Source organism: Spirosoma gilvum (assembly GCF_054776815.1).
On the sequence record NZ_BAAHBH010000003.1, the window covers coordinates 701,248 to 716,907 of the forward strand.

The 15,660-nt window shown below is 46.8% G+C and carries 12 protein-coding genes and 1 tRNA gene; 6 read left to right on the forward strand and 7 right to left on the reverse strand.

Annotation, left to right across the window (positions count from 1 at the left end):
- Positions 1-237 precede the first annotated feature (237 nt).
- The 3 genes from ACYVFD_RS11155 to ACYVFD_RS11165 all read right to left on the reverse strand — a co-directional run bounded on the left by ACYVFD_RS11155 (position 238) and on the right by ACYVFD_RS11165 (position 1,573).
- Positions 238-846, reverse strand: coding sequence for a mannitol dehydrogenase family protein (locus tag ACYVFD_RS11155; protein WP_461090098.1), 609 nt, complete (start codon positions 844-846; stop codon positions 238-240).
- Positions 847-863: 17 nt separating this feature from the next.
- On the reverse strand, positions 864-1,184 hold the full coding sequence (locus ACYVFD_RS11160; protein WP_461090099.1) for a hypothetical protein: 321 nt from the start codon (positions 1,182-1,184) through the stop codon (positions 864-866).
- Between the two features lie 230 nt (positions 1,185-1,414).
- The gene (locus ACYVFD_RS11165) at positions 1,415-1,573 is read right to left on the reverse strand and encodes a hypothetical protein (protein WP_461090100.1); all 159 of its coding nucleotides are present in this window, start codon (positions 1,571-1,573) and stop codon (positions 1,415-1,417) included.
- A 553-nt stretch (positions 1,574-2,126) separates the two neighbouring features.
- Here ACYVFD_RS11165 and ACYVFD_RS11170 point away from each other — a divergent pair.
- The 3 genes from ACYVFD_RS11170 (at position 2,127) to ACYVFD_RS11180 (ending at position 7,347) form a co-directional block, all read left to right on the forward strand.
- Positions 2,127-3,164: an aldo/keto reductase gene (locus ACYVFD_RS11170; RefSeq protein WP_461090101.1), complete on the forward strand. Its 1,038-nt coding sequence runs from the start codon at positions 2,127-2,129 to the stop codon at positions 3,162-3,164.
- Between the two features lie 87 nt (positions 3,165-3,251).
- Positions 3,252-3,608, forward strand: coding sequence for a VOC family protein (locus ACYVFD_RS11175; RefSeq protein WP_461090102.1), 357 nt, complete (start codon positions 3,252-3,254; stop codon positions 3,606-3,608).
- A 208-nt stretch (positions 3,609-3,816) separates the two neighbouring features.
- Positions 3,817-7,347, forward strand: coding sequence for a PAS domain S-box protein (locus ACYVFD_RS11180; protein ID WP_461090103.1), 3,531 nt, complete (start codon positions 3,817-3,819; stop codon positions 7,345-7,347).
- 102 nt (positions 7,348-7,449) lie between these two features.
- Here the strand turns inward: ACYVFD_RS11180 and ACYVFD_RS11185 are convergent, their stop codons facing one another.
- A complete protein-coding gene (locus tag ACYVFD_RS11185; protein WP_461090104.1) occupies positions 7,450-8,844 on the reverse strand; it encodes an amidohydrolase family protein in 1,395 nt (464 codons plus the stop codon).
- A gap of 703 nt (positions 8,845-9,547) precedes the next feature.
- Between ACYVFD_RS11185 and ACYVFD_RS11190 the strand changes: the two genes are divergently transcribed.
- The 3 genes from ACYVFD_RS11190 to ACYVFD_RS11200 all read left to right on the forward strand — a co-directional run bounded on the left by ACYVFD_RS11190 (position 9,548) and on the right by ACYVFD_RS11200 (position 14,185).
- Positions 9,548-10,252 (forward strand): outer membrane beta-barrel protein, encoded by a 705-nt coding sequence (locus tag ACYVFD_RS11190; protein WP_461090105.1) that lies wholly within the window; start codon positions 9,548-9,550, stop codon positions 10,250-10,252.
- A gap of 290 nt (positions 10,253-10,542) precedes the next feature.
- Positions 10,543-13,020: an outer membrane beta-barrel protein gene (locus ACYVFD_RS11195; RefSeq protein ID WP_461090106.1), complete on the forward strand. Its 2,478-nt coding sequence runs from the start codon at positions 10,543-10,545 to the stop codon at positions 13,018-13,020.
- Between the two features lie 382 nt (positions 13,021-13,402).
- Positions 13,403-14,185 carry a hypothetical protein gene (locus ACYVFD_RS11200; protein ID WP_461090107.1) on the forward strand — a complete coding sequence of 261 codons (783 nt, stop codon included), beginning with the start codon at positions 13,403-13,405 and terminating at the stop codon, positions 14,183-14,185.
- Between the two features lie 19 nt (positions 14,186-14,204).
- Here the strand turns inward: ACYVFD_RS11200 and ACYVFD_RS11205 are convergent, their stop codons facing one another.
- The 3 genes from ACYVFD_RS11205 to ACYVFD_RS11215 form a co-directional block, all read right to left on the reverse strand.
- A complete protein-coding gene (locus tag ACYVFD_RS11205) occupies positions 14,205-14,426 on the reverse strand; it encodes a tyrosine-type recombinase/integrase (RefSeq protein WP_461090108.1) in 222 nt (73 codons plus the stop codon).
- 127 nt (positions 14,427-14,553) lie between these two features.
- Positions 14,554-14,625, reverse strand: a tRNA-Arg gene (locus ACYVFD_RS11210).
- Positions 14,626-14,963: 338 nt separating this feature from the next.
- Entirely contained in the window at positions 14,964-15,659 is a 696-nt protein-coding gene (locus ACYVFD_RS11215; RefSeq protein ID WP_461090109.1) for a hypothetical protein, read from the reverse strand.
- Between the last annotated feature and the right edge of the window lies 1 nt (position 15,660).

A 15,660-nucleotide genomic window follows, 5' to 3' on the forward strand; every position in this document is an offset into this window, starting at 1 on the left:
ATGTGGGGAGCGTCCTATGGTTGGTTGACTCCCCACTTTATCTCCGACAAACAAATCAATATAACCGTACAGTTCTGTAGTAACACAGAAGCGACCGTAGAGCTTATGCTAACCTATGATAAACGATGAATAGTACTGAACAGCCTTTTAGAGGGATTCAGACGTATTTAAAAATCGGTACCGAGTGTTTTCGGTACCGATTTTTGTTTCATCAAAACGCTGTTCATTGCGTTTGCTCTATTGAAGTGCCAACTGATTATAGGCCATTTGTTTCAACAGAAAAACGACCCCGTATTTGGCAATCTGCGTCCGATACGATTTGTACATGGCAACGAAATGGGGGTAGTTGTGCAAACGGGCCGAAGCAAATGCTGAAATTTGTAAAAAAGCCAGCGCGTCAGGGCTGGTGATTTTGGCCCAGTCGCCATGCTGAAAATCGTTCTGTGCTAGCGCATAGTCGGTCCCCGTGTCATCGCAGTTGGCAGCCAGATAGTGCCCATAGGCAGCTAATAGAAAAGCCATCCGATGGATGTCGCCGTTTTTGGCCAGCGCATCCAGCAACGTTGGTAATAGCAGCAGCGGGAGCTTCGAAATACCGTCGGAGCATAAGCTGGCCAGCGAATCGGCATTGGTTGTAAACTGCTGAATGAACGCTTCAATCGACTCCTCCGGCTGATCTGTTATATGGGCCGAGGTCAGCATATCCTGCTGGATAAGCGCACGAAGGTAATTGCTGAATAAGTGGTCGTTGACCGTTTCGTCTATAGTTTGGTAGCCTGCCAGAAAACCAGGGTAAGCCAGTAAGGTTGGCAGAGCATTCAATGTTTCGTGTGTGTTGGTTTGCATGATGAATGGGAGAAATGTTAGTACTCATCTATGTGAAGTAACTGAGAGATCGAATCGGCGTGTAGCTCGTGGGCTTCAGCGCGTTGGCGCAGTGTTTGGGCAATTCGAATCATCTGGGTTGCCAGCTTTCCCTGTTTCTCAATACTGGCTTTGTCGTACTGATGTTGGCGGGTAGGCTCCCAGTAAAAGAGCTCGGTTTTGGCGTCGTACACGCCAATCGGTCGGTAGCCATCCTGCGTAAACAACTGGGCTAATAAAGCATCAGCTTCGGCATGGGTGGCGCATTCAATATGATGGTACTGCTTTTTGAGCAGGTATATGACTGAAAAACGATTCATGTGTTGTGAAGTTTAATGGGGGAGTAGCCGTTAGTGCTCTACTCGATCCAGGCAATCGGGACGTATTACAGTGAACCACGAGCGGACAGGTACGTCGAATAGCCGTCTGTCGATGCATCGGCACATTCGATTACGCATCGCGATGCCGTCACTCGCCACTGAAGATGTCTTGATTGGAAGAGCCTAAACGGATTTAACAACTTGAGGAACGCTTAGCGATTGGCAGTGAGCTAATTGATCCCAAAGGGCGTAGCGCTTCGAGATAAGCCCGCAACGGCTGGCGCATATCGATCCATGAAACGAATAGAGGTCAACTGGGTCGTAATCCAGCGATTGAACCAGAATAAGGTCGGTTTATCGATATGGGTTAATGTATATAAGAATTTCATGATTTCTGTACGTTAAGTCCTTATTTTCAGGAAGCCGCTGCTGGGTCTTAGTAGCCTGGCGTATGGAATAAGTAATTGACAGCCAGCAGAATCTAAAGCAATCGTTCGAAACAGATGTACTCTATACTAATTGATAAGCGAATTGAACTCGAAGACTAAAACGCATCTGTTATCTATGCTAAATAACTAAAGGAAGCGGTTGGAAAGTTTGTCAATATTGATAAAGTGCAAAAAGTGCCTTGCTTTTTGCAGTGAAAACATAAATTGTTCAAGCAATTCTTTAGATAATACTGTGAGGTAGCGGTCTGATAATCAGTCTACTATTTGAGAATACAGAGAAATAATACTAGTTTTTGTTATAGCTGAATAAATTATCAAGTACCCAACAGCCGAACAGCAGGGAATAAATAGGCCATATAATGTAGCCAGAAATTCTCTGTATTAAATTTTCATACGTTTCGCCTTCTTTAACTAGAACCTGTTTGCAAATTGCAGCTACGAATAGAGTCGGTCATAACCATACAGTTCATCAAACGTAGTATAACCAGTATCTATGGAATTTAGACAATTAGGGGCGTCCGGTCTGAATGTGCCGGTATTGAGTTTTGGAACGGCCACTTTTGGCGGAGGTACCGACTTTTTTAAAGCCTGGGGAAGCACGCAGGTAGAAGAAGCCGGGCGATTGGTTGGCCTTTGCCTGGATGCAGGGGTTAACCTGTTCGATACCGCCGATGTATATTCACAGGGACTTTCCGAAGAAATTTTGGGGGAGGCCTTGACCGGGCTGCGGGATAAAGTACTGATTTCGACCAAGGCAACGTTTACGTTCGGGAAAGGCCCTAACAACCAGGGATCGTCGCGTTTTCATTTGCTACGGCAATGCGAAAGCAGTCTGAAGCGGCTCAAAACCGATTATATCGACATCTACCATATGCATGGATTCGACGGCAATACACCCGTTGAAGAAACCCTGCGAACATTGGACGATCTCGTGCAGAGTGGGAAAGTACGGTACATTGCCTGTTCCAATTTTTCGGGATGGCATCTGATGAAATCGCTTGCTGTTTCGGAGAAATACGGCTGGAATCGTTACGTAGCTCATCAGGTCTACTACTCACTAGTAAATCGTGAATATGAGTGGGAACTGATGCCGCTGGGTATCAATCAGCAGGTAGGCGCATTGGTATGGAGTCCGCTGGCCGGTGGTCGGTTAGGCGGAAAATACGGGCGGAACAAACCCAAACCAACCGAAGGCCGGGTGGTAGAAGGAGGGAGCCCAGTACCGCAGGCTGTGGTTTCGGAAGAAACGTTTTACAGCATCACCGATGCTCTGGAGGAAATAGCCGCCGAAACCGAAAAGTCGATGGCTCAAGTGGCGCTCAACTGGGTATTGCAGCGCCCTACGGTATCGAGCATTATTATCGGTGCCCGAAATGAAGAGCAGCTCAAGCAAAACCTCGATGCCGTTGGCTGGCACCTGACCGTCGATCAGCTGAAAAAGCTGGATAAGGCCAGCGAAGTGCCCTCCATTTACCCCTACTGGCACCAACGGCAAAACCTGACGTTAAACCCACCTCCTCAATTTTATTGAGTGAATTAGCGATTGAGTGATTGAGCGAACTTTTTGTGTAATCAATACTCACTCAATCGCTAAATTCACGCAATCACTCAATTAGATATGATTCAATTCAGGCGATTAGATCACGTTCTTATTTGTATCCCCGAGGGTGCTACGGCCGAGGCCCGAACGTTTTATACAGATGTTATTGGCTTAACCGAAATTCCGGGAAGCCATCCGGGCGGAGCTATCTGGTTTCAGATGGGCGATATTGAACTGCATGTTCGTGAGGAAGCAGGAAGCAGTTATTCCAAACGGCATCCAGCCTTTGAGGTAAGCAATCTTGGCGAAGCGAAAGAAATGCTTCAGCAGAAAGGCCTTGGGGTTGAATACTCTTCTGAAATAGACGGACGGGATCGGTTCTTCTTTCGCGACCCGTTTGGCAATCGGTTTGAGCTGCTTCAGTTTATCGGCTGAGGTTATCTGAATGGCCCAACAATAGGGCCGTGCTTAGCATAAACGTTGCTATACCAAAGTGAAAAATAACACAATTAGTAACTTATTGGTTGAATAAATATATGAAGTTGTTAATTTCGAAACAGGGTTTGAGAACTGGCTCGGGCAGCGCCTTTACCGATATAAAAACAGACCAAACGCGTTGTTTGGCGGATTAGTTAGTACGAGGATGCTTAACAAGGTTGAGGGCGATTTACCATTGAACACCGACTTAGTAACGACCAGTGAGCTGTTCGAGCTACTAAGTAAAGCCACACGCGATGCTGTATGGCATTGGGACCTCGATGCTAATACAATTTGGTGGAACGAAGGGTACACTCATTTGTTTGGCTACAGTCTGGAGGGTGAGGATGCAGATGGGTTTGATTCCTGGTCGAAGCATGTACATCCTGATGATGAAGAGCGGATCGTGTCGGGTATTCAACAGGTTATCGATCAGGGAGGTAGCAATTGGTCGGACGAATATCGGTTTCGGCGAGCTGACGGCTCCTATGCAACTGTTTTGGATCGGGGCTATATTCTCCGGCGCGATGGCAAAGCCATACGCATGGTCGGGTCGATGCAGGATATAACCGAACAGGTTACCTTGCAAAAGGCCCGTGCCGAGAGTGAAGAACGGCTGCGATTTGCCTTAGAATCAGCTCAGTTAGGCACCTGGGAGCTAGACCCTCAGTCGGGAGTTGTGAAGTGGGACCACCGATGTCAGGAACTGTGTGGAATTATCGACGAACATGCTGTCCAGTACGGCCGAACGCTGGAGTTCATCCATCCAGATGATCGCGATCGGGTTGAAAAGGCAGTAGGATGGGCGTTGAATCCGGCATCGGGAGGGAGTTACGATATGAGTTTCCGAACCATTGGCGAAAGCGACCGTAAACTTCGCTGGGTGCGCTTCATTGGGCAAACTCATTTTACCGATACAGGGCAAGCGTACCGGTTTTCTGGCGTTGCCGAAGACATTACCGAGGAAGTGCTGGCCAAAGAAAAAGCGGCTTTATCCGAACAGCAGGCCCGAATTGCCCTGGAAGGCTCTGGCTCCGGCTCATTTATGATCAACCTGCTGACGAGCGAGATCAGCTATTCCCCAACTTTTGGCCGTATCCTGCTTGGCGATGACAGCGAAAACATTCGCTGGAGTGTCTTTATCAAACACATCCATCCCGACGATAAACCCATTCGTGATAAAGCCCATCAAGTTGCGCTACAGACCGGTACTATTAATTACGAAGCTCGATTTATCTGGATCGACAAATCCATTCATTGGGTTAAAATAATAGGTCAGTATCAGTTCGATGCGAATCGAAAGCCAGTTGGGGTAACGGGTATCGTGCTGGATGTGACGGAACAGACGGAGAAAGCCAGAGCGCTCCGGGAGGCTGAAGAACGCTTTTCGATTGCCTTCAACAATACCTCGACTGGGATTGCTTTTGTGGATACACAAGCCAATTTTACATTGGTCAATGAAGCCTATTCCAAATTGCTCGGCTATAGTGCCGAAGAGTTTGGTACGCTAAATAGCTTTGAACTAACCCACCCCGACGACCGGACCTGGAACCGCCAGCTTTTTGAAGAGGTAGTGCAGGGCAAACGTCCCTACTTCAACCTGATCAAGCGTTATTTCCATAAAGACTCCTCGATACGCTGGGTGCAGTTGAATGTGACGCGGGTAGCCGATGCCCAGGACGAAACACAGAGTATCATCCTTATTGCTCACGACATCAACGAACGGATTGAGTCGGAAGCTAAACTGAGAGCTAGTGAAGAGCGTATTCGTAATATCATTAGGCATGCCCCGGTAGCAATCGGTATATTGAATGGGCGTACAATGGTTGTCGAAACCGCCAACAAGTCCATGCTCGAAATCTGGGGTAAAGATGACAGCATCATTGGCCTGCCGCTGATCAAAGCACTACCGGAACTGGATGGGCAGGGGTTTATCGAACTGCTCGAAGTCGTATACGATACAGGAGCAGCCCAATACGGTACCGAAACCCAGGCTCGGCTGCATCGGAAGGGCAAGCTGGAAGAAGCCTATTTCAACTTTGTGTATGCCCCTATTCATAATTCGGCCGCAGAAATTAGCGGGATTATGGTTGTGGCTACAGAGGTGACAGACCAGGTCAAAGCGAAGATAGCCCTGCAGGAAAGCGAGCAGCGTTTTCGGAATCTTATCGCCCAGGCTCCCGTAGCCATTAGTCTATTTGTTGGCTCCGATATGATTATCGATATGCCCAACGAGGCTATGTTGAAGTTCTGGGGAAAAGGCAATGTAGCGGGATTGCCTTTGGCCGAAGCGTTACCCGAACTGAAGGGACAACCGTTTCTCGAAATTCTGGATACTGTTTATAAAACGGGGGTCGAATACAGCGCTCATGAGGCTAAAGCCGATTTGCTGGTCGATGGTAAGTTAGGGACCTATTATTTCAACTTTACCTATAAGCCAATTCGGAATGCCGCTGGCGAGATTTATGCAGTCATGGACATGGCTATCGACGTGACCGAACAGGTTGAGGCTCGCCGGATTATTGAAGCCAATGAACTTCGTTTTCGGACGCTGCTGGAAGCTATTTCGCAGATGACCTGGACCAACACCCCCGAAGGTGAATTTACTTTTTACAACCAGCGGTGGTACAATTATACTGGACTTAATTTCGACCAATCGCAAAACCAGGGATGGGAAGCCGCTGTGCATCCCGACGACTGGGCCTTAACGCAGAAAACCTTCCAGCAGGCACTGGCTACCGGGACTATTTTTGCTGTCGAAAACCGATACCGTCGTGGATCGGATGGCATGTACCGCTGGCATTTGAACCGGGCACTCCCAATTCGTGATGAATCGGGTAACCTACTCCTCTGGGTAGGAACAGCTACGGACATTCATGAACAGAAACAACTGGCTGCTAGCCTGGAAGAGCAGATACAGGCTCGTACGGAACAATTGATGGCTTCCAACTATGACCTTCGGCGGTCGAACGAGAATCTGGAGAAATTTGCCTACATCGCCAGTCATGACTTACAGGAACCGCTTCGGAAGATTCAGTCGTTTGGCGATATTCTAAAGGCGCAACATGCCGAAGGGTTGGGCGATGGGGTCGATTATCTGGAGCGGATGCAGACCGCAGCCGCCCGAATGTCGTTGCTAATTAAAGACTTACTGACGTTCTCCCGTATATCGACGCGTCAGGAAATGACCGCAGTTGTGAGTCTGAACCGGGTTGTTGCAGAAGTAATAGATACTTTGGAGTTTGCTATTGAGCAGTCCGAAGCAAAGGTGCAGGTAGCTGCACTCCCAACCGTATCGGGCGATGAGTCTCAATTGCGGCAACTGTTTCAGAACCTGCTAAGCAATTCGCTTAAATTTCAGAAAGAGGGCACGATTCCACTCATTCAGATTCAGACCGAACGGGTAAAGGCACACGAACTACCTACGGCGGTTCGTCCGGGGCGGTCGGTGGATGCCTATCACCGGATCAGTGTGTCGGATAATGGAATTGGCTTCGATGAGAAGTACATCGACCGGATTTTCCAGGTTTTTCAGCGATTACACGGGCGTAATGAATTTGCCGGTACGGGTATCGGGCTGGCTATTTGTGAGAAAGTCGTCGCTAATCATGGTGGGGCCATCACCGCCAATAGTAAACCTGGGCAGGGAGCCACATTTATTGTTTATCTACCCATCATTCCTACGGTCCATCATTAATCGCATTACCGAGCTATTGTTTTTACGAAAGCCTCCTGTTGCCTTAAGAGGGAGTTCTACGGAGCTGAAGTTACCCGTAGTATAGCTTCAATAGACCCTCCATTACTTTCCCATTGTTTTTTTCCAATCGAACAGATCTTTATGGGCCTTGTTCCAGTTAGACAGTTCGCTGAGCATGGCCCTTAATTTATTTTTGGCTAGCCAGCGCCCATTGACAAAAACGCCCGCTATTTTCCGGGTATTGGCAATGTTTTCTAGCGGATTAGCATCCAGTAAAACCAGATCAGCCAATTTCCCAGCTTCAATCGTACCCACTTCGCTTTCCAGTCCCAACCAGGTGGCCGGTAATCGGGTAGCGGAAGCCAGCACTTCTTCAGACGTCAAACCTGCTTTTACCAGCAGCTCTAATTCGTCATGCAACGAAAATCCCCACACCACACCCGACACCCCGGCATCTGTTCCCACTACCATTGGCACGCCAGCCTCCTTAAAGGCTCGTACTAGCAGCCCATGAAACTTGATAAGCTTGTTGAAATAAGCGACTCGTTCCGGGCTGGTATTTCGGTTATAGTTATTGGCGGTTAGCCATTTACTTTGGAGTAGTGGATGCACAAATGGCAGTGTAGGTAGATTTTTTAAACCATCTAGTGAACGAGCCTGATCCGCGATTCGAACGATTGTCGTCAGCGTAGGCGATAACCAGGTTCCATTTGCTTTGGACAACTGGGCAAAACGACGGGCTTCCTCCTCACTGAAGTCCTTAGCCTGTTTGGAGAATTCCTCAGCATGGGCCACCATGCCGAAATGGGGGATAAAGGCCTGCTCGAATTTCCCTTGAAACGCATCTGGAATGTGGCCCACCGTCTTTAAGCCCAGTTTATGGGCTTCATCAACAATGGCACTAAATGCTTCGGTACTCAGTTGGGAATAAAGCTTGATAAACTCGTAGCCTTCATTTTTGGCATCGCGAACGGCCTGACGACCGTCTTCAGCCGTGTTGGCCATCCGTCCTGACCCACTCCCCCCATTAATCAGAGCCGCCAGAGCCATGCGAGGTCCTACCACGTAGCCTTTTTCTACTTCGTTTCGTTGCAAAAAAGAGCCCATGCTGGCATTAAGATTAAATATGGTGGTCACCCCGTTGGCAACATAAGGTGTCATCAGGTGTTGCGTGTTGAAGGTAAAACTGGGTGGCTGGGTTGGCAGGCCAGGCTTGAAGGAGAAATCGGCGGGTGGGTGAACATGCATATCGATAAGGCCAGGAATGAGCCATTTGCCTTTTCCATCAATGACAAGAGCGTCTTTGACCACCGCTCCATTGATCGACTCGATCTGATTATTCGTGATCACCACCCGCGCATGATAGATAACCGTGTTGGGCGCAGTCATTGGAATGACATTCACATCGTTGATAAGGATGGATTTCGTTCGAGCCGTCTGGGCAAGCAAGTCGACCGTGATCAGAACAAGCAGTAAAGTAGGAATCAACTGTTTCATAAGTGCGCTAGTACTATACGTAGACAAGGCCTGCTTAAGTGGTGTGTACAACTGTCTTATTGCTGATCTAATCTGATCGTTACTTTTGAAAACCAGGGACGAATGCCAGGTTACTACAGACCAAATGTAAGCAGTAGAGTTGAGCAACCGCCAGGACTCATTGAAGAAGATCCATGAAGGCTTCAGTACTTCGTCTCAAGTCGGAATCTGGGTGTTTGCACCCACTCAGCCCCAAACCAGCCATCAATCCCAATCAGGTCGCCGGAACGATTATTATCCGCTTCTGCGGTCCGACCATAAATCAACTGCGACGGCGGACCAAGTCTAAGTTTCAGCGACAGGTATGAGTTTTTAAGACTGTCGTTTTGCCAAATAACGATAGCGGTCGACCGTGAATTATCCGCTCGGGTAGATCCGTCCCTTATGTAGAGCTACCCATAAGGCAATACAGGCTTTTTGTTATAAACGGCTAATTATTGAAAAATAGTGAGTGCTAAACTGCTGATAATTAAATGGTTGTTTTTGATGGGTGATTCCATGCGAAAAAAAATCTAAAATTTTTTCAACCCTGTGCAACCTGCCATATGGGTTCTTACATCTACCAGTCAAATAGCACAAAACGAATACAACCTAATGCGGACCATCGCCTGAACCCTTAATCGAATTCTGTTCCTAAACCCTGAATCTTTAAAATACAACCACTATGAAAACGTTCAAACACCTCCTCACCACTGCCCTGATTGCGGCTTCGACGGCTTCGTTTGCCCAAACCGATTCTACCTTGGTAAGTACCCCCAGCATCAAATCGACCAGGTACCATTCTTACGAACGGGTGCGCTCTGACCTGCGTATCTATGTGGGTATTGATGGACTTGGTGGTACCCTTCCAGCAGGCTACGAATTTCGGCCTATTGGGTCTCGCTTCATTGCCCTTGGCTGGCAAATGCGGGTGCCCATAGCTGTCGGTGGTGCTACCAAGCTCCGTCTGGTAACAGGTCCTGAAGTTGCCTGGAACAACTTTATGTTCGAAGGCCGGAATATGCTGACCAAGCAGAACAACGAGTTAGTTATCGAGCAATCGGATGTTGATCTACACCGGTCGAAGCTGGTGACCACGCAACTCAATTTGCCCATGATGCTGAACCTGTCCTTCAAATCGGGCTTTTCGGTGGCAGCGGGTGCGTATGCCGGTATTCGCCTGGACAGCTACACCAAAGTAAGGCCAGTAGGTGGATCGTCGGTTCGTACCCACAATGCGTTCAATCTGAATTCGGTTCGTTGGGGATGGACAGCCGAACTAGGTTACCGGGGCCATGCCAAATTGTTTGGTCGGTACGAGCCCAACAGTCCTTTTAAAGACGGAAAAGGCCCTGATGCCAGCGTCTGGACCGTCGGATTGAAATTTTAAAAATATTTAGCGGATTTGTGGACTAACCTGATTCTCATTTCAAGAGAAAATAGAACTAAAGTCAGATTGGTCCATAAATCCGCTAAATCCTGATAGTAGCGTGCAACATTCCCCCTCTCCGCGTGTCTTTTTATCGAATATCGTTCTTCAAGACACCAATCCCCAATAAAAATCCACTCATCCTACTGTTAAGACCGCTTGTGTAAGAACAGGTACTTTGCGATGCCCACTACCTACCTTTGCAATGTACTGGAGCACAAGAAACAAGCGATCTACTAACAACATATATTATGAAAACGATATTTTCCTTCCTCACACTTAGCCTGCTGACCCTGGCAACTACGTTTGGTCAGGCCTTAACCCGGGGTACCATCAGTGGTCAGGTGGGTACTTCGGCTGGAAAAGCCCTTGAATTTACCACCCTCATGCTGCTGAAAGCTAAAGATTCTACGCTGGTAAAAGGATCGATCAGCGATGTTGACGGGAAATATGCTTTCCAGAACGTAGGAGCCGGTCGCTACCTGGTAGCCGCTCAGCAGATTGGTTATCGCAAAACGTATAGTGTACCGTTCGACATCAATGAAGCTCAGCCAGCTCTGGAATTGCCGATGCTGTCTATGACGGATGAAACCAAAAATCTGACCGAAGTAAAGGTAATAGCTCAAAAACCGTTCATCGAACAGCAGGTTGACCGGACGGTGATGAACGTTGAAAATAGCATTGTAGCCAGTGGCAATACAGCTTTAGAAGTGCTGGAAAAAGCGCCCGGCGTAACCATCGACCGGCAGAACGACCAGATTCAGTTGAAAGGGAAAGCGGGGGTTATCGTATACATCGATGGTAAACAAACTTATCTATCGCAGCAGGAAGTATCGAACCTGCTGAAAAATACGCCTAGCGACAACATTGCGTCGATTGAGATCATCACCAACCCCGGCTCTAAATACGATGCGGCCGGTAACTCAGGGATCATCAACATCAAGATGAAGAAAAATAAGAATTTCGGCACCAACGGAAACTTCATCATCGGCACGGGTTATGGCTGGGTCAAAAGCCTGACCGGTGCACGCGACGATCTGCCGAAATTCAACACATCCATCAACCTGAACCACCGCGAGGGTAAAGTCAACCTGTTTGGCAACTATAGCTATACCAATCGCCAAAGCTCCCAAAGCAATGAGCTGAACCGGGTGATTCCGTACAATGGCAAGAACACGTATTTTGATCAGCTTTCGTTCCGGCCGAACCAGTTTGAAGGGCATTCGTATAAGGCAGGGATGGATTATTTCATCAACCAGAAAAGTACAATTGGCGTACTGGTCAACGGGTTCTCGAATGACTGGCAGTCGGCTGGTCAGAACAACACCATGATCAGCAATGATAATCGCCAACTGACCAGCAAGGCGATTACCCAGACCAGTATGGGGAACAAAATGTCGAACATTACGACGAACCTCAACTACAAATACGAGATGGGCAAAGGCCGTGAGTGGACCATCGATGCCGATTACGTTCACTACGGCGGTATGAACACCAACAACCTGAGCACATCGTACACCAACGCGGCTAATGTGCCTAATCGGTTGAACCAGGATGTTCGGAACAACATGCCATCGACCATCAATATCATGGCTTTCAAAACGGATTATGTTCTGCCAACCAAGAAAGGTAAATGGGAGATGGGGCTGAAAAGCAGCTACGTACAGGCCGACAATAACACGATCTACGATACGCTGCAACAGGAAACTAAAAAATGGTTGCCCGATGCCAGCCGCTCGAACCAGTTCAAATACGATGAAAACATCAACGCCGGTTATATTAACTACGCTGGCAAACTGGGTAAGACGAAAGTACAGGCCGGCTTACGGGCCGAACATACCCACTCAATTGGGGAATCGGTAACGCTCAACCAAACCGTTGACCGGAACTACCTCAACCTGTTCCCAACGCTGTTTTTGTCGCGCCAACTGGATACCAACAACGTGTTGAATTTCTCGTACAGCCGCCGAATCGACCGGCCCGATTACCAGAACCTTAACCCGTTCGTGTTCTATCTGGACCCGTATACTTACCAAAAAGGTAACCCATTTCTGCGGCCACAATACACCAACGCCGTTGAACTGACCCACGTATTCAAAAACGCCTTTACGACTTCGTTGAGCTTCAGCCGTACGTCGGATTTCATCAACCGCGAAACTCCCCGGCAGATTGCTTCGGAAAACATCACCTACGTGACTCCGGAAAACCTCGGTAACATGGACAACCTGAGCCTGAATCTGAGCTTCCCGGTAACGGTTACGAAATGGTGGCGGATGCAGAACAACATTAATGCCTACTACCAACACTATCAGACGTTCTATTCAGGAGCACCTTACGAAGTGAAGATTGGCGCCTTCAATTTGTACACCTCGCAGAACTTCACCCTGAGCAAAAGCGTATCGGCAGAAGTGTCGGGCTGGTACAATTCAGCATCGCAGTATGGCTTCTACCGGGCACAACCAATGGGTGCTTTCAACCTGGGTGTACAGAAGAAAATGATGGAAGGCAAGGGTAGTTTGAAATTGAACGTGAGCGACCCATTCTGGCTGAACCAATTCAATGGCCGGGCCGCTGTACAGGACATTAACTTCCGGGTATTGTCGCGCTGGGAAAGCCGTCGGATTATGCTGACGTTCTCGTATCGCTTCGGCAACCAGAACGTAAAAAGCGCTCGGCAACGCAATTCAGCTACCTCGGCCGAACAAAACCGGGTAGGCGGACAGAATTGATAGAGAATGTATGATGTAGGATATATGAAGTAGGTTACTACAGTGAAATCTCATACATCCTATATCATACATCATACATAATTACGGACTTAGTTTAGGTTAAGAAAACGCGAAAGCCAGCCCCAACTTGAGGACTGGCTTTTTTGTTGATTGACTTCCATAGGCCGAAGCGTACATTTTAATTTATAGTTGGAAAAAGACAGAAACAAAATGCCAATTGAAAGTCCAGCCCATAGGACGATTTCAAGGGGCGTCTTAGAAGCGATTTTATGTTAAGAAAAACTTCTAAGAATGATTAGCAATTTGCTAAAGCGAGCGGAGTAGAGGGTATCTTTGAAAAGTACAATGATTTGACTTATTTTTAAGTGAGCAATAAAGAGATATGGCGAATCCTTTCTATAAGACTGTAACTGGCAAGGCTGCACTAACTGGAGTAATTCCGACCACTATTATTTCCTGTATTGCGATTGGTATTCAAATTTATTTGACTAATAAGCAATTTGACTTAAATACCCAAAAGGATAGGAGTGATTCTATACGTACTGCTCAAAAAGAAAGAGAAGACTCGATAAGGGAGGAAAGTCGATTTCAAACAAATCTTATCCTAGCTGACAAGCAAAATGAAATCTTGAAACTTCAGCTTGAATTTGAAAAACGAAAGTCGAAAGAAGAAATTGATTTGAATAAGCGATTAGAAGGAGTTAGTAAAAGACAATTAGCTATTTCAGAAAGTCAATTTAATAACCAACTACAAAATGTTAATAATAAAAGTCTATATGATCTCATGCGTTTTAGTTTGTCTATGCAAGACATTTATGATCTACTTTTCTTGAATCATGATGATTTGGATACTTGGTCTGGGAATGTAGCATGGTCAAAAAAAGTAAGGAAAGTTCTTTCTAATCAACTAGATAACCCTGTACTCTATAAGAACAAAAAACTATTCGATATGTGGGTTAAAGAATCTGAATCATTGCATGCAACAAATTTTTTCTATGAAGTAGTAGTGCCTTATGAGAAAAAAGATACTATTAAAAAGAAGATTGAGAATGAGGTTAAAAATGGGCCGGGTATGTCTCTCTCATATCAAACTGTAAAAATCCTTTATGATAGTTGTTCTGTTTATTATTCCCGTGAGTTAAATAAAATTTATCACAAAAATTAATTGCTGTAAAATTTATAATTTATTCCGGCATTAGATTTATCTCCTCTCGTTTTCGCTCCTTATCGACGTGGACATAGATCATCGTCGTTTCAATATGCTTATGACCCAGTAATTGTTGAAGCACTTCAAGTCTGCCACCATGTCGTAAGAACCGAGTGGCAAACGTATGCCTGGCCCAGTGAAAGCAGACCTTTGTATTTAAATCAAGTTTGGCCGCAATCACCTTAATGGTTCGGTTCATCGACTGCTCGACCACCGTTTCGAGTTTTGGGTAACTAGTAGCTGCACAGCCTGGAGCGGATGTTGAAGCGATATTGAAATGAAAAATCCTCGTATACAGATCGTATACGAGGATTTTATCAATTAGGTGGCTTTATAGGGACTCGAACCCCAACCAACAGTTCCGAAGACTGTGATGCTATCCATTACACCATAAAGCCAATGGCACAAAACTACGCTTTTTCTGCGGAATTGTAAAAATAAGGTATGGGCAACTAAAATTTTCTTCGCAAAGTTGATCAACCAAGTTGGCTACTAGATGTACTGTTTCTATCTACATTGATAACGACAGCTTTTGCTCCTTTGTCGGCAAAGATTCACAATGTTTATAGCTAACAGGTCGGATAGGAAATAAGCTTATAAGCATAAAACAGCTTGTTCCTGTCATTTACATGCACTCCTTTCACACCAAATATTTCTAGTTGCCAATGAATAAGCACTAATCGGAGCTTCAGGAAATTCCAAAACTGACAGACGGGAAGGAATAGGCTAAAATTGCCTATAAACCGCTAATAATTCGGGCATAAACGTTGTTGGATGAGTTGCCATCGTAAGAAGGTAAAGGGTCGTCTGTTACATTGACGGTAATATTGGATACAGAGCCCGAGTTGGCCGACGTTCGGGTAATGGTAAACCCAAGCTTAGCCGTTCCTCCGGCTGCAATACTCTGACCCGAATTGATCACCAGCGAAAGTTGCTGACCAGCTAATTGAGTCATCACACTCCAGCGACTATTCTCCACGGCCACTGGATTTGTAGTGCCATCGGTCACATTGATGCTGGTCAGTGCGGTGTTGAAGGAGAGCGTATACCCAGTAGGAGCGGTAATGGTCATGCTCACGCTACCGGGGGGCGTTGGCTGACCCACGGCCTCAAAGATGTTGACTACAAAGTCACGAACGTTATTAGGAGCAACACCAAAATTACTCTGGGGCAGCAGCAGGTTGGGCGACAGGTCCGGGAATGGAATCAGTGCGGTGTTGGTGGTATTAGTCGATGTCGACGAGAAATTGGTACCGCTAATGACACCCTGATTGCTGATCTGGGTAGCGCTGATAGGATTGTTGATGGTGATCTGATAGCTGATAACCAGTGTTTTACTAGCTGGTATATCGCCAATAGCCAAAGGATTTAGCTGAGCTAAGGCCGAATAGCCCGTTAGTAGGCTAAGAAATAGGGGAAAAAGTCGTTTCATG